This window comes from Azospirillum sp. TSH100 (assembly GCF_004923295.1).
Taxonomy (GTDB): Bacteria; Pseudomonadota; Alphaproteobacteria; order Azospirillales; family Azospirillaceae; genus Azospirillum.
Genome location: NZ_CP039637.1, coordinates 22391 through 40890, shown reverse-complemented (window position 1 = coordinate 40890; position 18500 = coordinate 22391). Strand labels below are relative to the sequence as shown.

Here is an 18500-nt window from a genome sequence, read left to right as displayed (position 1 = left end):
GTGAGGGGGCAGCACGGGCGGAACGCCCGTGCCAGGGGATCGCCCGCTATGGGATTCCGGTGATCGCGTAAGTCCCCCGCCCCGATGCCGATCGGACGGGGTTTGCCGCGTTGCGGCAGCGCCGGGTGAAAGCGTGCTTGCATTATATGTTATGATATAACATTACTAACGCGACGCCTCCTTCCGCCGTGGTCGCATGTCCAGTCTCTCCCAATCCCAATCCCAATCCCCGGTCCCATCTCCGGCCGGGGCCTCCCCCTGCCCGTCCGCCAGCCTGGACGGGCAGGCCCATGTCGCCGAATGCCGGACGGCCGATGCGCTGTCCGTCATCCGCCGCCCCGAAATCAATCTGGCGGTCTGGCGCCGGCCGCTCCCGGCCGGCGTCTCGGCGCAGAGCGCGTGGGCGGCGGCGCATGGCCTGTCCTGCCATCTCGCGACCTCGCCCGACGAGGCCGCCGCCGACCTGCTGGCGGCGCTGCCGCCGCGCCGGATCGAGGGGCCGCTGCTGACCGACATCGTCGGTCTGGTGCGGCTCTATGCCGACCTCGTCGGCTGCACGGCGCTGCGGCTGCGGCTGGACAGCCTGTCCGGCGACGGCTGCCGGTTCTTCCATGTCGATTATGTCGGGCTTCGCCTCCTCTGCACCTATCGCGGCGCCGGAACCCAATGGCTGCCGGACGGAGCGGTGACCCGCTCGGCGCTGGGCCGCGGCGACAATGAGGCCGTGCTGTCCGATCCCGGCCGGGTCCAATCCCTGCGTGCCGGCGACGTCGCCCTGCTGAAGGGCGAGGGGTGGCCCGGCAACCGCGGGCGCGGACTCGTCCATCGCTCGCCGCCGGCAACCCCGCCCCGCGCTCCCCGTCTGCTGCTCTGCCTGGACCATGATGAACACTGACCGCTTCCGCTCGCCCCTGGCGGCCTCGGCGGCAAGCCGGATCGCCGTGGCGATCCTGCTGTGCGCCCTGCTCTGGCTGACGGTCGGCTGGGCTCTTGAGTGGGGGGCCCTGCAATGGCGAGTCCCGGCGTGACCCTGTCCTTCACCGATGCGACGGCGGAGCCGCTGGTCCGGCTGACCGACCTGACGCTGGGATACCGGCGCCATCCGGCGGTCCATCACCTGAGCGGCGGCTTCCGCGACGGGTCGCTGACCGCGGTGGTCGGCCCGAACGGCGCCGGCAAGAGCACGCTGCTGAAGGCGATGGTCGGCGCCCTGCGCCCGCTCGATGGCCGGGTGACGCTGCATGGCCTGACCGCCGCCGACATCGCCTATCTGCCGCAGCAGGCCGAGGTCGAGCGCGATTTTCCCATCGACGTGATCGACACCGTGCTGCTCGGGCACTGGCGGCGGGTCGGGATTTTCCGCTCCATCGGCGGCGCGCTGCGGGACCAGGCGGAGGAGGCGCTGGCGGTGGTCGGCCTGTCCGGCTTCGAGCGGCGGCCGATCGCCGCGCTGTCGGCCGGCCAGTTCCAGCGGGTGCTGTTCGCCCGCATGCTGTTGCAGGACGCCCGCCTGATCCTGCTCGACGAGCCCTTCACCGCCATCGACGCCAAGACGACCGCCGACCTGCTCGACGTCGTGCGGCGCTGGCATGGCGAGCGGCGCACCGTGGTCGCCGTCCTGCACGATCTGGAGCAGGTCCGCAGCCATTTTCCCGACACGCTTCTGCTGGCGCGCGAGCCGGTCGCCTGGGGCCGCACCGCCGATGTCCTGGCTCCGGCCAACCTGATCCGAGCCCGTGCGATGGCGGAGTCCTGGGACGACAAGGCCGGGCTCTGCCGGAGGCCTGCGTCATGACCCTTTATGAGTTCGCGGTGGACCCCTTTCTGGAGTTCGCCTTCATGCGCCGGGCGCTCGCCGCCTGCCTCGCCCTGTCGCTGGGCTGTGGTCCGGTCGGCGTCCTGCTGGTGCTGCGGCGGATGAGCCTGATGGGCGACGCCATGTCCCATGCCGTGCTGCCCGGTGCGGCACTCGGCTTTCTCGCCGCCGGCCTGTCCCTGTGGGCGATGGGGATCGGCGGCTTTCTCGCCGGGCTGGCGGTGGCGCTGCTCGCCGGGCTGGTGTCGCGGGTGACGGCGCTGCGCGAGGATGCCAGCTTCGCCGCCTTCTACCTGATCTCGCTGGCCGGCGGGGTGCTGATCGTCTCGCTGCGCGGCAGCAACATCGATCTGATGCATGTGCTGTTCGGCACCATCCTGGCGGTGGACGATTCCGGCCTGCTGCTGGTCGCCGGCATCGCCAGCGTCACGCTGCTGGTCCTGGCCCTGCTCTACCGCCCGCTGGTCGTCGAATGCTTCGATCCCGGCTTCCTGCGGGCGGTCGGCGGATCGCGCGGCCGGCTGGGGGCGCTGTGCCACCTCGTCTTCCTGGTGCTGGTCGTCCTCAACCTCGTCGGCGGCTTCCAGGCGCTGGGCACGCTGATGGCGGTCGGGCTGATGATGCTGCCGGCCGCCGGGGCCCGCTTCTGGGCGGAAGGGATCGCCTCGCTGGCGCTGACCGCGATGGCGCTCGCCTTCGCGTCGGGCGTCGGCGGGCTGCTGCTGTCCTTCCACCTCAACCTGCCGTCAGGGCCGTCCATCGTGCTGGTGGCCGGGGCCGGCTACCTGCTGTCGCTGGCGCTGGGGCCGGTCGGCAGCCTGCGGACGCGTTGGTTCCCCGGCCGCCATCTGGAAGCCTGAGCCTCCCCCCTCCCCTCTTCTTCATCGTTCCAAGGAGAATCCCCGATGAAACGCATTTTCGCCGTCTCCGTGACGGCGGCGCTGGCGTTGTTCGCGCTGCCCGCCCTGGCCGCGCCGGTGAAGGTGGTCGCCACCTTCACCATCCTCGGCGACATGGTCCGCCAGATCGGCGGCGACGAGGTCGCGGTGACGACCCTGGTCGGCCCGGACGGCGACGCCCATGTCTATGAGCCGACCCCGGCCGACGCCCGCGCGCTGGGCGCCGCCGACCTCGTCGTCGTCAACGGGCTGGGGATGGAAGGCTGGATCGAGCGGCTGGTCAAGGCGTCCGGCTACAAGGGACCGGTCACCGTCACCAGCACCGGCGTCAAGCCGATCGCCGGCGAGGAGGAGCATGACGGGCACGGGCATGACGAGCATGCCCATGAACACGGCCACGGCGTCTACGACCCGCATGCCTGGCAGTCGGTCGCGAATGCCAAGATCTATGCGGACAACATCCTGAAGGGCCTGGTCGCCGCCGCTCCGGACAAGGCCGCCGTGCTGCGCGCCAACCATGACGCCTATGAGGCCAAGCTCGACGCGGTCGAGGCCGAGATCAAGGCGACGCTGAAGCCGATCCCGCGCAAGGACCGCAAGATCGTCACTTCGCACGACGCCTTCGGCTATTACGGCAAGACCTATGGCGTGACCTTCCTGGCGCCGGTCGGCATGTCGACCGAGGCGGAGGCGTCGGCCGGCGACATCGCCAAGATGATCCGCCAGATCAAGAAGGAGAAGATCAAGGCGGTCTTCGTCGAGAACATCGCCGACCCGCGCCTGCTGGAGCAGATCTCGCGCGAGACCGGTGCCCGCATCGGCGGCCGGGTCTATTCCGACGCGCTGTCGGCGGCCGATGGGCCGGCCGCGACCTATGTCGACATGATGCGCCAGAACCTCCAGCAGTTCGCCAAGGCGCTGGCGCCCGCGTCATAAGGGCGGGGGGATTACCCCTCTCCCCGGGGGGGAGAGGGGATTGTCACCGCGGCGTCCCCGTCCTTCAGGCCGGCCTTGAAGCTCTTGATGCCTTTGGCGAAGTCGCCCATGACGGACGGCAGCTTGCCGGCACCGAACAGCAGCAGGACGGCCAGCAGGACGATGGCCCAGTGGAACAGGCTGAAGCTTCCCATGACGATGATCCGTTCTCTCAGGCGGGCAGCCGCAGGACGCGGCCGTCGGGGTGGGTGAAGCGGGCGGTGACGCCGGGATATGCGGCCAGGATGGCCGCCGCGCGGTCGGCCGGCACCACCGACAGGGCGGTGGACAGGGCGTCGGCCGTGGTTGCGTCGGCGGCCTGGACCGTCACCGCCAGCCAGTGGGCGGCGCAGGCGCCGCTCGCGGGGTCGAACAGGTGGGTGAAGCGGCCGGCGGCGTCGAAGCGGGTGCCGTAGCCGCCCGACGTCGCCATCGCGCCGCCGGTAAGCTCAATGGTGCCCGTTGTCTTCTCGGGATCCGTGGGATCGGCAAGGCCGACGGTCCAGGGGCGGCCCGACGGGTGATGACCGAGCGTGCGCAGCTCGCCCATGTCGACCAGCACGTTGCCGATACCCTCGGCCTTCAGACGCTCGGTCACGCGGTCGGTGATGTAGCCCTGGGCGATGCCGTTCAGCGTCACGGCCATGCCCTTGATGGCGAAGGCGATGCGGTCGGGCTCCACCCGCAGGGCGCGGGCATCGACCAGCGCGCGGGCGGCGCGGACGGCATTCTCCGGCGGGCCGGCGGGGTCGGCGTTCGAGTGCTCGAAATGGCCGGCATAGAGCTGCCACAGCGGCTGCACCGTGGGGTCGAAGGCACCGCCGCTGCCGCGGCCGAAGGCGGTGGCTTCCGACAACAGGCGGACGAGATCGGCGGGCGGATCGTCCAGCCGGCCGTCACGGTTCAGGCGGCGCAACGCAGAGTCGCCGCGGTAAAGGCTGAAGACCCGCTCCAGCCTTGCGACCTCTTCCAGACTGAGGGCGATCAGGCGGTCCGCTTCCGCCGCGTCGGGGTGGGCGATGCTCAGGCTGGCATCGGCGCCGAGTGCCACGCCGCGCCAGGTGCGGACGGGAACACCCCTGGAAATGCCCTCCGCGCGCAGCAGGCGGTGCGGCAGAAGCGACAGGCCGGCGGCGACGGCGCCGATGGCGAGGAAGCGGCGTCTGGCCAGGGGACGGGTGAGGCTCGGGGACATCACTGCTCTCCCTCGGCGACGCTGGCGGCGGGCGGGGTGAGGATCTGGTCCTCATGCACGTCGGCGAAGCGCTGGATCGTGCCGCCGTTGGCCTGGGCGAAACGCTCGGCGGCGGTCTTGTCGGAGAAGGGATAGGGCTCCGCCTCGCCCATGCCGCCGCGAAGCTTGCTGCCCAGCACGTACCACGCCTGTCGCGCCTCGACCCAGACCGTCGTGTCGGGGGCGGTCGGATTCTTGGCCTTGGCCATGTCGGTGACGTAGATGGCGCGGATCTCCTTCGGCTCCTCCGGCAGCATGGTGAAGGCGAAGGTGTCGCGGACGGAGGACAGCCAGATCGGCCGCTCCGCCCCCTTCACCAGGATCTGGCCCTTGGGACCGGGATGGTCGGCCAAATTCATGCCGCAATAATGGCCGATGGCGTCGGCGGTCAGGGCGACCGGCGGCGGCGGGGCGACCTCCGCCTTCTCCTGCTTGCAGGCGGAGAGTGGTGCCAGGAGGGCGGCGGCGAGAAGGGCGGTCCGCAGGATGGGAAGGGTGCGCATCAGATCTGCTTCCTCGAAAAGAGGGCGGCGGCCAGCGCCAGCGGGGCGGCGATCCAGGCCGCCATCACCGCCAGCAGCAGCGGGACCGACAGCTGGACATGGGCGGCAAGCCCGGCGGTGCCGGCGAAGCTGCTGACGCCCTTGAAGCCGGTCAGGTTGAACAGGCGGTAGGCGTCGGCAGGGTTGGCGAGCAGCAGCCAGTTCAGCGTCTCCACCCCCAGGCCGCTGCCGCTGGCGAGAATGCCGAGCAAGGCCATGTCGTAAAGCAGGACGAAGCAGAGCCAGACCGCCACCGCGATGCCGGCCGCCGTGCCGCGGTCGCGGACGATGGTGGAGGCGAGATAGCCGAGCGCTGTGAAGGCGGCGCCCAGCATCACGCTGGACCCGATCATCGAGGCGAAGGCGCGCCAGCTCTCCGGGCCGATGGCGCCGTTGCCCATGGCGAGCGCCACCCCGGCGGCGCCGTAGCCGACCACGGTCGCCAGCGCGATCACCGCGGCATGGCCGAGGAACTTGCCGAGCAGCAACTGCCAGCGGGCCACCGGGTAGGACAGCAGCAGGGTCATGGTGCCGCGGTCGATCTCCCCCACCACCGCGTCGAAGGACAGCAGCAAGGCGATCAGCGGCAGGAGGAAGATGGTCAGGCTCGACAGGCTGACGATGGTGACCTCGACCGGCCCGACGCCGACCGTGCCGGTGGGGACGGATCCGAGGAAGCTGAGCGTCAGGGCCAGCGCGGCCATCAGCAGGGTGGTGGCGACGACCCAGCGGTTGCGGGTCGCCTCGCGCAGTTCCTTGCCGGCGATGATCAGGAGCGTGTTCATTCGGCGGCCTCCCGGCGCAGGAAATGGGCGTACATCTCGTCCAGGCTGGGCTGGACGATCTCGATGTCATCGACCGCCAGACCGTTGCAGGCGATGCGGCGGACCAGACCGACCTTGTCGTCGTTGGCGCAGGCCAATTCCACCACGCCGCCGGCCAGACGGGTGAGGGCGGCCCCCTGCCCGACCTGGGCGGCCAGATCGTCGATGTCGTCGGCCGGCAGGGTCAGGCGGATGCGCACCGGCAGCCGGGCGAGGCTGCGCAGGGTGGCGAGCGAGCCGTCGGCCACCTTGCGGCCGCGGTTCATCACCACCACCCGGTCGGCCTGCCCTTCCAGCTCGGTCAGGGCGTGGCTGCACAGCAGGACGGTGGTGCCGCGGTCGCGCAGCTCGGCGACGATGGCATAGAAACTCTGGCGCAACGCCGGGTCTAGGCCGGTGGTCGGCTCGTCGAGGAACAGCAGTTTCGGGCCGCCGAGCAGGGCCTGGGCCAGGGCCAGACGCTGGCGCATGCCCTTGGAATAGGTCGAGACACGGCGCTTGATGGCGGCGGGCTCCAGCCCGACCTTCTCGAACAGCGCGTCGTTGTCGCGGCGCGGGGCGCCCTTCAGCCGGGCGTAGAAGTCCAGCGTCTCCCGGCCGGTCATGTTGGGGTGGAAGGCGACGTTTTCCGGCAGGAAGCCGATCTGGCGGCGGATCGGGGAGCAGGCGGCGCTGGCCGGCTCGCCGCCCAGCACGCGGATGCGGCCCCCGGTCGGGGTGGTCAGGCCGAGCATCAGCTTGATGAGGGAGCTTTTGCCGGCGCCGTTGTGGCCGACCATCGCCACGCATTCGCCGGGCGCCAGCGTCAGGTCCACGCCGCGCACCGCCTCGGTCTCGCCATAGCGCTTGGTGACGCCCTGCACCTCTGCGGTGAAGTCGGTCATGGCTGTTTCCTTTCGGCAGCAGGGCTTTGAGCGGTTTGAGTCAGGCCCGGCATCGGGGGCGGCGTCATCAGCGGGGCGCTGTCGATCACGCCGCCGGGGTGCAGGGCGGGGAACTGCTTCTGCGCCCAGCGGATGACCTGGACGCCGGGGCTGTTCATCAGCAGCTTGGCGGCCGGATACTCCCACATCACCCGGTCGACCACGTCGTTGGGGCGATAGGGCTCGTCGGAGATGCCGTCGCCGTTCAGGTCGAAGGCGGCATTGTCGGACCAGTAGTTGCCGCGCCCGTTCTCCGACCAGTCGAGATAGCGGGTGCCGACATATTTGACCTGGGTGCGGTTGCCGATGAAGGCGTTGCCGGTCAGGCTGTTGCGCTCCGACCCGGCGGTGAAATGGACGCCGATCTCGCAGCCGTCGAACCGGTTGCCGGTGAAGCGGTTCTTGTTGGCGTTGTAGATGAAGACGCATTTCCAGGTGCCGCTGCGCAGCCGGTCGCTCATCGCCTCGCTGTCGCGCGGAATGTCGCTGTCGGGCAGCGCCTCCCCGCTGTCGGACAGCGCACCGGCGAAGCGGCCCTCGATCACATTGCCTTCGATGCGCGAGCTGTTGGCGTTGTTCAGCATCAACCCATGTTCGCGGTCGGCCTTCGAGCGGTTGTTGCGGATCACCAGATTGTTGGAGAACATCACCGCATAGCCGACGTTGTTGGCGACGGAGACGTTGTCGGTCAGTTCGGAATCGTTGGTGTACATGTAGTGGACGGCGAACCGGACATGCTCGAACCGGTTGCCGGAGAAGATGTTCTTGCGGGACGAGGTGGTGAACAGCCCGTCCCTCCCCTCGCGCACGCTGTTGTCGAGCACGCGCGTGCCCGGCGCGTTCCACAGCTGGATGCCGTTGCCGCGTTCCGACACGCGCAGGTCGGTGCGGCCGACGATGTCGTTGCGGCGGATCAGGCTGTCGGCAGCGCCCCAGATATAGACGCCGATCAGGTTGTCGCGCAGCCGGTTGTCCTCGACCACGGCGCCACGCGCCTCCTTGCCGAGGAAGATTCCGGCATTCTGGTCGATCAGGCTGAGACCGGAATTGCGGATCTCCAGATGCCGCAGGGTGACGTTGGGGGCTTCCACGGTCAGCGTGCTGCCGGTTCCCTGCCCGTCGACGACGGCACCCGGCTCGCCGGTCAGGGTGACCGGGGTCCGGATGGTCAGCGGGCCGGGATGGACGCCGGCGGCCAGCACCAGCGTGTCTCCGGGAGCCGCGGACGCCAGCGCCGCCGCCAGCCCGCCGGGGGCGACCGTCGCCGTGGCGGCGAGCGCCGGGGCGCAGAGCAGGGCCGTTCCGAGGAGTGTCGCCGTGCGGAGGAGCATGGGAGGAGTCCATTGGTGCGAGAGATCCCCTCTCCCCCCCGGGGAGAGGGTTAGGGTGAGGGGGACGCGCGGCGGGACCTTTGGGAAATCCACGCCACGCATCCCCCTCACCCCGGCCCTCTCCCCGGGGGGGAGAGGGGGGGGGCTTCGCAGGGGGAGAGTGGTCGATCAGGTCGAGGACGGCTCGACGATCATGCGGCCGGCCATCTCCATGTGCAGGGCGTGGCAGAACCACTGGCAGTAGTACCAGTAGACACCCGCCCGGTCGGCGGTGAAGGTCACCGAGGCGGTTGCCTGCGGCCCGACTTCCATGCAGACGCCGTAGTTGGTGATGCTGAAGCCGTGGGTCAGGTCGTCGATGTCGTCCATGTTGGTGACATAGACGGTGACCTCGTCGCCCTGCTTGACCGTGAAGTCCTCCAGCCCGAAGGTCGGCGCGCGCTGCCACATGTAGACGCGGACCTTCTTGCCGTCGCGGATGACCTTGGCGTCATCCTCCAGCACCACGCCGTCCTTCTTGGCCTGCTGGCGCGCGTCTTCCCACATCGGGTCGTTGCGGTCGTAGACCGAGCGCGGGTTCACCTTGGAGCGGTGGACGATCAGCGTGTCGTGCGGCTCGGCGAAGGTGGGGCCGTCATGCACCAGCTTCATCTCGTCGCCGGAAATGTCGATCAGCTGGTCGTTCTCCGGCTTCAGCGGGCCGACGTTGAGGAAGCGGTCCTTGGAGAACTTGTTCAGCGACACCAGCCACTTGCCGTCGGCCTCCTTGGTCTCGCCCATCGAGCTGTGGTTGTGGCCGGGCTGGTACTGGACGTCGAGCTTCTGGATGATCGGGTCGACCTTCTCGCCCTTGAAGGCGCGACGGGCCTTGTCGATGTTCCACTTCACCAGCTGGCTGTCGAGGAACAGCGTGGTGTAGGCGTTGCCGCGGCCGTCATAGGCGGTGTGGAGAGGCCCGAGGCCGAGCTGCGGTTCGGCGACGACGACGTCGCGCGGCTTGATCTTGTCGTCGAACAGATCGTCCAGCAGGCGCACGTCGAACACGGTGACGGTCGGCGACAGCTTGCCGTTGACGGTGACGTGGATGCCGTCGGGGGCGGCGTTGATGCCATGCGGGTTGGCCGGCACCGGGATGTAGCGGGTGTAGGGGCTGCCGTGGCGGCCATCGACCACCGGCACGCCGTTCACCGCCTGGATCTTGCCGGCCTTCACCGCCTCGTCGATGCGCTTCAGGTTGAAGACGACGACCCAGTCCTGCTCGCCGCTGGTCATCTCCGCCGCGGTGACGCCCTCTTCGGAATCGTAGCAGGTGGAGAAGGCGTATTTGCCCTGATAGTCGGCGTCGGTGTTGTCGAGGTTGCCGTCGACCCATACCTGCCAGGCGATCTTCATCGTGTCGCCGTCGATGGCGGTGAAGTGCGACTTGTAGGCCTTCGGGTTGGTCAGGTCATGGCCGTCGTTCGGGGTCGGCACGCGCTGTTCGCCGTTGGCGAAGACATAGCCGGTGCGCGGGTAGCGCTGCGGGCGCAGACCGTGGATGGCGGCCGCGTTCGGGATCTCGATGATGGTGTCGGTCTTCATGATGTCGCAGCGGATGCGTGCGACACGGGTGTTGGCCTTGTCGTTGATGAAGATGTAACGGCCGTCATAGGTGCCGTCGGTGAAGGACATGTGCGGGTGGTGCGCATCGCCGTTCAGATAGATGCCGCCGCGCGTCTCCAGGAATTTCCTGGTTTCCGGCAGCATATGCTCGGTCAGGATCTTCCGGCTCTCGTTGGTCATGCCCCAGCCGGTGGCGGAGCAGCGGTTGAAGACCGGAATGCGCATCAGCTCGCGCATCGACGGCAGGCCGAGGATGCGGACTTCGCCGGAATGCCCGCCGGAATGGAAGGCGTAATATTCGTCGAGGTCGCCGGGCTTGACCTCGGCGTTGAGGTGCCCGGCCTGGGCGTTGGCGGCCATCGCTTCGGTGGCGCCGAAGAGCGCGCTGCCCGCGATGCCGCCGGCGGTTCCGCCGCCGACCGCACCGGTCAGGCCGGCGAGCGCCGCCGCCTTCGCAGTTCCGCCCAGAAGCGCACGGCGGTTGACGCCTGCCGTATTGTTCGTCTCGTTCGACATGGTCTGCTCCTTCGCTGACCCCGCTTTGGGGTTGTCATGAGACCCGTTGCGACCGGGTCCGGTTATGGGGATGAGGGGATGGTGGTCAGGACTGGTGCGGCCGGAGTGTCAGCCGGCCGGTGGCCGGGTCGGCGGTGGGTACCGTGCTGCGGGCGGTCGTGGAGGCGGGCTGGGCCGCGGCGGCGGCTTCCTTCTCGGCCGCCAGCCTGGCCTCGGCGGCCTGCCACTTCTCGCGCTTGTGCCGTTTCTGGATCATGACCGGGCATTTGTGGTCGTGGTGGTAGAGCATCTGGCAGTGCAGGCACTGGATGCATTCGTTGGGATTGATCGAGCCGTCGGGGTGGATGGCCTGGACCGGGCATTCGTTGCCGCAGCGCTGGCATGGGCTGCCGCAGTCCTTGTAGCGGCGCAGCCAGTCGAACATCCGCAGCCGGCCGGGGATCGCCAGCGCCGCTCCCAGCGGGCAGAGATAGCGGCAGAAGAAGCGTTCGATCACCAGGCCGGCGGCCAGCAGGGCCATGGCGAAGGCGACGAACCACCAGTCGCGGACGAAATGCAGGATGATCGCGGTCTTGAACGGCTCGATCTCCGCCGCCTTCTCCGCCGTGCCCAGGGATTGCAGCGACAGGCCGAACAGCATCAGGAAGATGATGTACTTGATCGGCCACAGGCGCTGGTGCAGGGCGAAGGGCACGGTGATCTGGCGGATGCCGATCCTTTTCGCGGCCTTCGACAGCAGCTCCTGAAGCGAGCCGAACGGGCAGAGCCAGCCGCAGAAGGCGCCCCGGCCCCAGAACAGCAGCGAGGCAGCCACCGAGAACCACAGGATGAACACCAGCGGGTCCATCATGAAATAGTCCCAGCGGAAATCCGTGCGCAGCGCGTTGGCGAAGGTCAGGACATTGACCACCGACAGCTGGGCCGTGGCGTACCAGCCGAGCCAGACCAGGGTGAAGACCAGATAGGCCATCCGGACCCGCTCGTAGAGCTTGGGACGCTTGGTCAGCTGGTCCTGGAAGAAGAAGATGCCGGTCAGCAGCAATATGGCGGTGGACAGCACGACGACGTCGGCCTGCCGGTTCTGCCAGATGCGCTGCCACAGCGGGGTTTCGGCGGCTTCCTCCGCCGCTTCGGCACCGGCGGCCTGGATGGCCGGGCTGTGGCTGGCGGACTGGTCGATTGCCTGAGCGGCCGGGACGGCGCCAGAGGGGGGCGGGGCCGGCTGTTCGGTCTTCAGATATTTGTCGGGCGGCTGATAGCCGAGGTCGAAGGTGACGAACACCTTGTCCAGCGCCGCGATGGCGCGCTGGACCAGCAGCTGGAGGCGCCAGGGGTCGGCCGGGTTGAACTCGGTCCCTTCCGGCAGGACGAACAGGCCGATTTCCGGGAAATCGGGGGCGCCGGCGGCGGCGACGCTGCCCATGCGCTTGTGCATCTTGTCGCGGAAGCGGATGGAGCCCTCATGCTGGACCATCTCGACCCGGTCGAAGATGCCGCCGCGGACATAGCCCGACCCCTTGAAGGAGTAGCGCCCCTGCCCGGCCACCCACACCGCCTGCTGGCCGGGCTTCAGCCGCTTGGCCAGCGTCTCGTACTCCGCGTCGCCCAGCAGCGAGCGGCCGATGGTGGGGATGGTGACGAGCGCGGCGTAGAGGTCGATGAAGGTCTCGTCGGGGCTGCCGGCCTCGGCGCGGGCGATGGCTTCGGCCCGGCCTGTCTTCTCGAAGGCGGCGTTCACCTCCCCCACCGTCAGGGTCAGGCGGCGGACCGAGCCGTCGCCGACCAGCGTCGCCCAGTCCTCGACCCCGGTCTTCGACAGGTCGATGGCCCTGGTGACGGTCGGCGCAACGTCCGATCCGGCCTTGCCCAGCGTCTGCATCACCTTCTTGCCGGAGCGGATGATGGAATCGCCGATGACCATCACCGTCACCGTCGCCCCCGACACGATGTCGACCGGCGGGCTGGCGGCGCTCTGGGTGGCCAGCGTCAGCACGTTCTTGCCGACGTAGCCGTTGATGAAGCCGTTGATGCGGGCCGGCGGGATGCCGATCAGCACGATCGGTTCGTGATGGTCCATCAGCCGGGCGCCGGTCACCGTGCCGTCCGCCGTCAGGCCGACGACCACGTCGATGGGCCGGCCGGAATAGCCGGTGGTGTTGACGAAGTCGGAGGTCAGATAGGCATGCCCGACCACGGCATCGCCCTTGTACACGGGGACGGTGGGGGCGTTCGGGGTGGGCTGGCCGAAGCGGTCGGCGCCGGGGACGAGGTCGGAGGGTTGCAGCTTCGCCAGATAGGGCAGCAGCCGGCCGCTGTCGGCGGCATGCGCAGTGGCGATGTCCGCGGCGATGCCGGTCAGCAGCAGCAGGAGGGCGACGAGCGCCGATCCCACCCAACGTTGTACGCGCGTGAACCTCACGACGGCCATCCTCCGGCTTTCGCCACCTGGCATCGGTGGCTCTGGCATTGGTGTCTTGAGCATTGGTGTGTTGGGGGCATGAAAGCGCGCGGCGGTGGGGGAGTTCTTGACCGTGGTCAAGGATTGGGCAGACCGCTGTACGAATTGCGCCAGATCAACAACTTTTGGGTGAGGTTGTGATTGGGGGGGGCGAAACGCCCTTTCCCGGGAGAGGAGAGAAAGTTGCCGACTCTCCGATGGCATACTCCTTTGGAGCGGCAGGCTTGGACGCAACATGTCCAGCAATTTGCGGTTGGAACGGTGAGCCCGAGATAAAGCGGAAGGCCGCATTCCATGAGCGCAGCCCGGCAAGCCAGCCCAGCCCGCAATCACGATGCCCTGACCTTTGCCGACCCGCGGCCGCCCGTTGAACCGGGAACCCGCCGGCGTGAGATCGCCATGTTCCTGCTGCTGGCGGTGTTCATCTGGCCGGTGCTGTCGGTGGCGGTGGTCGGTGGTTATGGCTTCGTCGTGTGGATGTCGCAGTTGATCCTGGGACCGCCGGGGCCGCCGCCGGTCTGACGGAGGGGCCGTGCCATGGCCGGCGATGGCTTGGACAGGGCAAGACGGAGTTTCCTGCGCGGGCGGCCGGCGGCCGGACCGGCGCCGATCCATCCCCCCTGGTCCCGTCCCGATTCCCTCACCGCGCTGTGCACCCGCTGTGGCGCCTGCGCCGACGCCTGTGCGGAAGCGATTTTGATTCCCGGCGACGGCGGCTATCCGGAGGTCGATTTCACGCGCGGGGAGTGCATCTTCTGCGGCGCCTGCGCCGATGCCTGCGCCGAGGTTTATGCCGGGCCGATCTTCGACCGGACGGCGGCGCCCTGGTCCTTGCGCCCCACCATAGCGCCCTCCTGCCTTGCGGTGCAGCGGGTGGTGTGCCGCAGCTGCCAGGACGCCTGTCCGGAAGGCGCCATCCGTTTCCAGCCGGCGCCCTTTCAGGTGGGGATGGGCGGAGCCGCCCATGCCCGCATCGACGAGGCGGCCTGCACCGGCTGCGGCGCCTGTGTCGCCGCCTGCCCGGCCGGGGCCGTCATCCTTACCCACCAGAGCGGGAGTCCCGCCCATGCCGACTGATACCGAGCGGCACCTCGCCTCGCTGCTGCTGCATGTGAACCCGGAGCGGCAGGGGATGGTGCGCGCCGCCATCGCCGACATGGCCGGCACCGAACTGCACATCGAGCAACCCGGCAGGATGGTGGTCACCGTCGAAGGGCCGCAAGAGGGCTGGATCGCCGACCGGATGACCGCGCTGCACCTGCTGGACGGCGTGTTCTCCGCAGTCATGGTCTTCCATCACATCGACCGGGCGGAGGCTGTCGAAACCTAAGCCCCGCCCTACCCTGCCAGCCGGATCCTGACACCAGAAGAAGAGGGGGGACGCCCATGTTGGACCGTCGCGACTTCATCAAGGCACAGGCGGTGGCCGCCGCCGCGGCTGCCGGGGGCATCAGCCTGCCGGCCGCAGCGCAAAGTTCCCTGGTGGCGGGCGAGGACACGGCGCTGAAATGGTCGAAGGCGCCCTGCCGCTTCTGCGGCACCGGATGCGGCGTGATGGTGGCGACCAAGGAGAACCGTATCGTCGCCACCCATGGCGACATGCAGGCGGAGGTGAACCGCGGCCTGAATTGCGTGAAGGGCTATTTCCTCTCCAAGATCCTCTATGGCCAGGACCGGCTGACCCAGCCGCTGCTGCGCATGCGCGACGGGCAGTACCACAAGGAGGGCGAGTTCCAGCCGGTGTCCTGGGACCGCGCCTTCGACGAGATGGCCCGCCAGTGGAAACGGGTGCTGAAGGAGAAGGGGCCGGACGCCGTCGGCATGTTCGGCTCCGGGCAATGGACGATCTGGGAGGGCTATGCGGCGTCCAAGCTGATGCGCGGCGGTTTCCGCACCAACAACCTCGACCCGAATGCCCGCCATTGCATGGCGTCGGCCGCCGTCGCCTTCATCCGCACCTTCGGCATGGACGAGCCGATGGGCTGCTACGACGATTTCGAGAATGCCGACGCCTTCGTCCTCTGGGGCTCCAACATGGCGGAGATGCACCCGATCCTGTGGACCCGCATCACCGACCGCCGGCTGGCCCCTGGTTCGATTCCGCCCGGCTGATCAACAGATGCACGCTGGACGCCACCGACCCGATCAGCAAGCAGACCGACTTCAAGAAATGCGCCGCCAAGGTCGTGGCCGTCTGAGGGAGGAGTTGAGCCATGCGTCCCCATCACCTCGCCGCGCTGGCGGCCCTGTCGGTCCTCGTGCCGGCGATGCTGTCGGCGCAGAGTGCGGAACCGCGCCGGCTGGACTCGCCCTTCCGCCCCCCGGTGAATTTCGTCGAGCAGAACCCTGCCCCGCCGATCCCGCCGGACGTCACCGACGACCGCCGCGTCGCCCGCAACTATCCCGAACAGCCGCCGGTGATCCCGCACAATGTCCGCGACTATCAGATCACGCTGAACAACAACCAGTGCCTGACCTGCCACAGCCGCCGCTTCACCGAGGCGGTCCAGGCGCCGATGGTCAGCATCACCCATTACGTCGACCGTGAGGGCCAGACGCTGGGGGCGGTGTCGCCGCGGCGCTATTTCTGCATGCAGTGCCATGTGCCGCAGACCACGGCCCAGCCGATCGTGCCGAATAGCTTCAAGGATCTGGACACCCTGGTCAGCCGGCCGTCGGACCGGGGGGACCGTCCATGAAGCCGCGCATCCCGGTGTCGCTGAAGACGGCGTGGCGGACCGCCTCCCGCCCCAGCCGGACCTTCAGCCTCGGCTTCCTGACGCTGGGCGGCTTCATCGCCGGCGTGGTGTTCTGGGGCGGCTTCAACACCGCGTTGGAGGCCACCAACCGGGAGGCCTTCTGCATCGGCTGCCACGAGATGGCGGCGAACCCCTATGAGGAGATGAAGCAGACCATCCACTTCACCAATCGGTCGGGCGTGCGGGCAACCTGCCCCGACTGCCATGTGCCGCATCAGTGGACCGACAAGATCGCCCGGAAGATGCAGGCGTCGAAGGAGGTCTGGGGCAAGATCTTCGGCACCATCGACACCCGCGACAAGTTCGTCGCGAAACGCCGGGAACTGGCCGAGCATGAATGGGCGCGGCTGAAGGCCAACAACTCGCTGGAATGCCGCAACTGCCACAGTGCCGGGTCGATGGACATCACCAAGCAGGGCGCACGGGCGGCGCGCATCCACGAACGGTACCTGTTCACCGGACAGCGCACCTGCATCGATTGTCACAAGGGCATCGCCCACCGCCTGCCCGACATGCAGGGCGTGCCGCCGGGCTGGAGCGAGGTGTCCGACAACCCGCAGAAGCCGATCGGGCATTGGCTGGCCGATGGGGGCGGGGAGGGGAGGTAGATCACTCTCCCTGGTCGGAATCCGACCACCCTTCACGGTGCGGTCGGATTCCGACCGGTCCTACTGTCCGGCCGCGGCCAGGATCGCGTCGATGGCGGCGCGCATGTCGGCGAGCGCCTGACGGTCGGTGTCGGACAGCGGCTGCGGCTTCGATTGCAGGTCCCGCAACACGTCGCGGGCCTGGAAGACCGGCTTGGCAGCCCGTGCGGGCAGGGCGCTGGAGGCGATGCCGGCGGGGGCGCTGACCGGTTCCCGCCTGGACGGGCCGGAGGCGGGTGCCGCGGGGGAGGGCGGGGTGCCCGCCTCGGCGCGCTTCAGCTTCTCCCAGGCGCGCAGCTGCTCGTCCTGGTCGTCGATGGCGGCCAGCGCCTCCAGCTTCGCCTTGGTCGGGCGGAGCTGGGGATAGTCCTCGCGGATCGCCGGGGCCAGACGCTGAAAGGACAGCATCATGGTGACGTAGGTCTTCTTGCGGCCCAGCGCCTCGGCCAGCTGGCGGTGGGAATAGCCGTGCCGTTCGGCCAGCCGGGCCAGCGCGTCGGATTCCTCCAGCGGGTTGAGATCGCTGCGCTGGAGATTCTCGACGATGGCGATCTCTTCATCATCGTCGCCGGTGAACAGGATGCCGAAGATGGTCTCCCGTCCCAGGATGCGCATCGCCCGCAGGCGGCGTTCGCCATAGACCAGCTGCCATTGGTCGTCGGCGGTCTGGCGCACGCCGATCGGCTGCTGCAAGCCGTGCCGTTCGATCGAGGCGGCGAGACCGCGCAGATCCTCCTCGTCGAACTCGCGGCGCGGCTGGTTCGGGTTGGGGGCGATGCGGTCGACCGGCACCTCGACCAGATGCGGCGCGTGGCGGCTGAGGCCGAACAGGGCGTCCTTCATCCTTGCGGCTGCGGTGGCGCTCTGCGCCGGCTTGGCTGCCTTGCCGAGAAGACTACGCGACACGGTCGACCTCCTTGATTCGGGCGGTGCGTTCCTCGACCAGGGCGGACGCCACGTCGCGATAGACGGCGGCGCCGGCCACGTCCGGCATCGCCTCCACCGCTGCGCGGCCGACCGAGGTCGCCTGGGCATAGACCGACGCCTTCGGCACCGGATCGAACACCCGCAGATGCGGGCCATACTGTTCGTGGATCTGCTCCAGAACCTCGCGGTCGTTGCGTTCCCGCTGCTTGAAGATGGTCGGCACGATGCCGAGCACGCCCAGCGCGGTGTTCATCCGCCGGCGGATCTTCGCGACATTCTCCAGCAGGAAGGCCATGCCGAGCAGGCTGAACTTCTCGGTCTGGCAGGGGATGACCGCGGTGTGGGCGGCGACCATGGCGTTCTTGGTCAGCTCGCCGATGTTGGGGGGCGTGTCGATGACGATGAAGTCGAAGCTGCGCTTCGCCGCGGCGATCTTCTCCTTCATGATGAAGTCGCCGCCGGCTTCCTTGCCCAGTTCCACCTCCGTCTCCGCCAGCCGGATGGAGGAGGGGGCGACGCGCAGCCCGCTTTCCGGCACGGTGACCAGGATGTCGTCCAGCTCCAGATCGCCATGCATGACGTAGTAGAGGGTCTTGCCCTCCGTCTCCATCGTGTAGGAATCGATGCCGAGATGCTGGGTGGCGTTGGCCTGCGGATCGCAGTCGATCAGCATGGTGGAATAGCCCTGGATCGCCAGGGAGGACGCGATGTTGACCGCCGACACCGTCTTGGCGCAGCCGCCCTTCTGGTTCGCCACGACGACGACCAGCGCCGGCCCGCCCAGCCTTTCGGGTTCCGGCCCGTTGATTTCCCGCGTCATCAGCGCATCGACCGCGGTCGGGATGCGCTCCGCGTCATTTTCCCAGCGGCTGATCTTCTGCTTGTCGTAGCGGCGTTGCAGCCGTTCGTTCAGCCAGACGGCGAATTCGGACTGCGACAGTCCTTTCGCTTCGCGATGACTCCGCAATTCGTCGCCCTTCACCGTCCCCTCCCCAGCATGAACCGGGCGGGAGGGTAGGGGTAGACGCTACAATGGTCAAGAAAGGT

20 protein-coding genes and 1 pseudogene are annotated in these 18500 nt (G+C 68.6%); 11 read left to right on the top strand and 10 right to left on the bottom strand.

Features of this window, described 5'->3' with window-relative positions:
- Positions 1 to 196: 196 nt before the first annotated feature.
- From E6C72_RS21785 to E6C72_RS21770, 5 genes are read left to right on the top strand one after another with little or no spacing between them, the layout of a single operon-like run.
- Positions 197 to 895, top strand: coding sequence for a DUF1826 domain-containing protein (locus E6C72_RS21785; protein WP_109085310.1), 699 nt, complete (start codon positions 197 to 199; stop codon positions 893 to 895).
- Positions 882 to 1028: a hypothetical protein gene (locus tag E6C72_RS31850; protein WP_158280131.1), complete on the top strand. Its 147-nt coding sequence runs from the start codon at positions 882 to 884 to the stop codon at positions 1026 to 1028. The genes E6C72_RS21785 and E6C72_RS31850 overlap by 14 nt, the downstream gene beginning before the upstream one ends.
- A complete protein-coding gene (locus E6C72_RS21780) occupies positions 1010 to 1795 on the top strand; it encodes a metal ABC transporter ATP-binding protein (RefSeq protein ID WP_109085311.1) in 786 nt (261 codons plus the stop codon). Before E6C72_RS31850 ends, E6C72_RS21780 begins: the two co-directional genes overlap by 19 nt.
- Positions 1792 to 2676, top strand: coding sequence for a metal ABC transporter permease (locus tag E6C72_RS21775; RefSeq protein ID WP_109085312.1), 885 nt, complete (start codon positions 1792 to 1794; stop codon positions 2674 to 2676). Before E6C72_RS21780 ends, E6C72_RS21775 begins: the two co-directional genes overlap by 4 nt.
- Before the next feature lie 45 nt (positions 2677 to 2721).
- Positions 2722 to 3651, top strand: coding sequence for a metal ABC transporter substrate-binding protein (locus E6C72_RS21770; RefSeq protein ID WP_109085313.1), 930 nt, complete (start codon positions 2722 to 2724; stop codon positions 3649 to 3651).
- Positions 3652 to 3662: 11 nt separating this feature from the next.
- Here the strand turns inward: E6C72_RS21770 and tatA are convergent, their stop codons facing one another.
- The 8 genes from tatA to E6C72_RS32645 all read right to left on the bottom strand — a co-directional run bounded on the left by tatA (position 3663) and on the right by E6C72_RS32645 (position 13090).
- Positions 3663 to 3845, bottom strand: coding sequence for a twin-arginine translocase TatA/TatE family subunit (tatA, locus tag E6C72_RS21765; RefSeq protein WP_109085314.1), 183 nt, complete (start codon positions 3843 to 3845; stop codon positions 3663 to 3665).
- 17 nt (positions 3846 to 3862) lie between these two features.
- Complete coding sequence (locus E6C72_RS21760) at positions 3863 to 4885, bottom strand: FAD:protein FMN transferase (RefSeq protein WP_109085315.1); 1023 nt, start codon at positions 4883 to 4885, stop codon at positions 3863 to 3865.
- Positions 4885 to 5427, bottom strand: a complete 543-nt coding sequence (locus tag E6C72_RS21755; protein ID WP_109085316.1) for a nitrous oxide reductase accessory protein NosL — start codon at positions 5425 to 5427, stop codon at positions 4885 to 4887. The genes E6C72_RS21760 and E6C72_RS21755 overlap by 1 nt, the downstream gene beginning before the upstream one ends.
- Positions 5427 to 6251, bottom strand: a complete 825-nt coding sequence (locus E6C72_RS21750; RefSeq protein ID WP_109085317.1) for an ABC transporter permease — start codon at positions 6249 to 6251, stop codon at positions 5427 to 5429. Before E6C72_RS21750 ends, E6C72_RS21755 begins: the two co-directional genes overlap by 1 nt.
- Positions 6248 to 7174, bottom strand: a complete 927-nt coding sequence (locus E6C72_RS21745) for an ABC transporter ATP-binding protein (protein WP_109085318.1) — start codon at positions 7172 to 7174, stop codon at positions 6248 to 6250. The genes E6C72_RS21750 and E6C72_RS21745 overlap by 4 nt, the downstream gene beginning before the upstream one ends.
- Positions 7171 to 8544: a nitrous oxide reductase family maturation protein NosD gene (locus E6C72_RS21740; protein WP_109085319.1), complete on the bottom strand. Its 1374-nt coding sequence runs from the start codon at positions 8542 to 8544 to the stop codon at positions 7171 to 7173. The genes E6C72_RS21745 and E6C72_RS21740 overlap by 4 nt, the downstream gene beginning before the upstream one ends.
- 168 nt (positions 8545 to 8712) lie before the next feature.
- Positions 8713 to 10662 (bottom strand): TAT-dependent nitrous-oxide reductase, encoded by a 1950-nt coding sequence (gene nosZ / locus E6C72_RS21735; protein ID WP_109442843.1) that lies wholly within the window; start codon positions 10660 to 10662, stop codon positions 8713 to 8715.
- An 85-nt stretch (positions 10663 to 10747) separates the two neighbouring features.
- Entirely contained in the window at positions 10748 to 13090 is a 2343-nt protein-coding gene (locus E6C72_RS32645) for a NosR/NirI family protein (protein WP_109442844.1), read from the bottom strand.
- Positions 13091 to 13414: 324 nt separating this feature from the next.
- Here E6C72_RS32645 and napE point away from each other — a divergent pair, with 324 nt between their 5' ends.
- The 6 genes and pseudogenes from napE (at position 13415) to E6C72_RS21700 (ending at position 16487) form a co-directional block, all read left to right on the top strand.
- Entirely contained in the window at positions 13415 to 13642 is a 228-nt protein-coding gene (napE, locus tag E6C72_RS21725; RefSeq protein ID WP_109442845.1) for a periplasmic nitrate reductase, NapE protein, read from the top strand.
- 15 nt (positions 13643 to 13657) lie between these two features.
- Complete coding sequence (gene napF, locus E6C72_RS21720; protein WP_109442846.1) at positions 13658 to 14197, top strand: ferredoxin-type protein NapF; 540 nt, start codon at positions 13658 to 13660, stop codon at positions 14195 to 14197.
- Positions 14187 to 14450, top strand: a complete 264-nt coding sequence (locus E6C72_RS21715) for a chaperone NapD (RefSeq protein WP_109442847.1) — start codon at positions 14187 to 14189, stop codon at positions 14448 to 14450. Before napF ends, E6C72_RS21715 begins: the two co-directional genes overlap by 11 nt.
- A gap of 56 nt (positions 14451 to 14506) precedes the next feature.
- Positions 14507 to 15208 (top strand): annotated as a pseudogene (locus E6C72_RS21710) (molybdopterin-dependent oxidoreductase); the annotation flags it as partial.
- Between the two features lie 125 nt (positions 15209 to 15333).
- Positions 15334 to 15819 carry a nitrate reductase cytochrome c-type subunit gene (locus tag E6C72_RS21705; protein ID WP_109442848.1) on the top strand — a complete coding sequence of 162 codons (486 nt, stop codon included), beginning with the start codon at positions 15334 to 15336 and terminating at the stop codon, positions 15817 to 15819.
- Positions 15816 to 16487 (top strand): NapC/NirT family cytochrome c, encoded by a 672-nt coding sequence (locus E6C72_RS21700; protein WP_109442849.1) that lies wholly within the window; start codon positions 15816 to 15818, stop codon positions 16485 to 16487. Before E6C72_RS21705 ends, E6C72_RS21700 begins: the two co-directional genes overlap by 4 nt.
- A 60-nt stretch (positions 16488 to 16547) precedes the next feature.
- Here the strand turns inward: E6C72_RS21700 and E6C72_RS21695 are convergent, their stop codons facing one another.
- Both E6C72_RS21695 and E6C72_RS21690 read right to left on the bottom strand, forming a co-directional pair.
- Positions 16548 to 17432, bottom strand: coding sequence for a ParB/RepB/Spo0J family partition protein (locus E6C72_RS21695; protein WP_247875920.1), 885 nt, complete (start codon positions 17430 to 17432; stop codon positions 16548 to 16550).
- Positions 17422 to 18435, bottom strand: coding sequence for an AAA family ATPase (locus E6C72_RS21690; protein WP_109442851.1), 1014 nt, complete (start codon positions 18433 to 18435; stop codon positions 17422 to 17424). The genes E6C72_RS21695 and E6C72_RS21690 overlap by 11 nt, the downstream gene beginning before the upstream one ends.
- Between the last annotated feature and the right edge of the window lie 65 nt (positions 18436 to 18500).

Excerpts from the sequence above, each read along its gene's own strand:
- E6C72_RS21745 (WP_109085318.1), bottom strand. The coding sequence starts at position 7,174 with ATGACCGACTTCACCGCAGAGGTGCAGGGCGTCACCAAGCGCTATGGC.
- E6C72_RS32645 (WP_109442844.1), bottom strand. The coding sequence starts at position 13,090 with ATGGCCGTCGTGAGGTTCACGCGCGTACAACGTTGGGTGGGATCGGCG.
- napE (WP_109442845.1), top strand. The coding sequence starts at position 13,415 with ATGAGCGCAGCCCGGCAAGCCAGCCCAGCCCGCAATCACGATGCCCTG.
- tatA (WP_109085314.1), bottom strand. The coding sequence starts at position 3,845 with ATGGGAAGCTTCAGCCTGTTCCACTGGGCCATCGTCCTGCTGGCCGTC.
- E6C72_RS21755 (WP_109085316.1), bottom strand. The coding sequence starts at position 5,427 with ATGCGCACCCTTCCCATCCTGCGGACCGCCCTTCTCGCCGCCGCCCTC.
- E6C72_RS21770 (WP_109085313.1), top strand. The coding sequence starts at position 2,722 with ATGAAACGCATTTTCGCCGTCTCCGTGACGGCGGCGCTGGCGTTGTTC.
- napF (WP_109442846.1), top strand. The coding sequence starts at position 13,658 with ATGGCCGGCGATGGCTTGGACAGGGCAAGACGGAGTTTCCTGCGCGGG.
- E6C72_RS21715 (WP_109442847.1), top strand. The coding sequence starts at position 14,187 with ATGCCGACTGATACCGAGCGGCACCTCGCCTCGCTGCTGCTGCATGTG.
- E6C72_RS31850 (WP_158280131.1), top strand. The coding sequence starts at position 882 with ATGATGAACACTGACCGCTTCCGCTCGCCCCTGGCGGCCTCGGCGGCA.
- E6C72_RS21750 (WP_109085317.1), bottom strand. The coding sequence starts at position 6,251 with ATGAACACGCTCCTGATCATCGCCGGCAAGGAACTGCGCGAGGCGACC.
- E6C72_RS21780 (WP_109085311.1), top strand. The coding sequence starts at position 1,010 with ATGGCGAGTCCCGGCGTGACCCTGTCCTTCACCGATGCGACGGCGGAG.
- E6C72_RS21700 (WP_109442849.1), top strand. The coding sequence starts at position 15,816 with ATGAAGCCGCGCATCCCGGTGTCGCTGAAGACGGCGTGGCGGACCGCC.
- E6C72_RS21740 (WP_109085319.1), bottom strand. The coding sequence starts at position 8,544 with ATGCTCCTCCGCACGGCGACACTCCTCGGAACGGCCCTGCTCTGCGCC.
- E6C72_RS21775 (WP_109085312.1), top strand. The coding sequence starts at position 1,792 with ATGACCCTTTATGAGTTCGCGGTGGACCCCTTTCTGGAGTTCGCCTTC.
- E6C72_RS21760 (WP_109085315.1), bottom strand. The coding sequence starts at position 4,885 with ATGTCCCCGAGCCTCACCCGTCCCCTGGCCAGACGCCGCTTCCTCGCC.
- E6C72_RS21705 (WP_109442848.1), top strand. The coding sequence starts at position 15,334 with ATGCGTCCCCATCACCTCGCCGCGCTGGCGGCCCTGTCGGTCCTCGTG.
- nosZ (WP_109442843.1), bottom strand. The coding sequence starts at position 10,662 with ATGTCGAACGAGACGAACAATACGGCAGGCGTCAACCGCCGTGCGCTT.
- E6C72_RS21785 (WP_109085310.1), top strand. The coding sequence starts at position 197 with ATGTCCAGTCTCTCCCAATCCCAATCCCAATCCCCGGTCCCATCTCCG.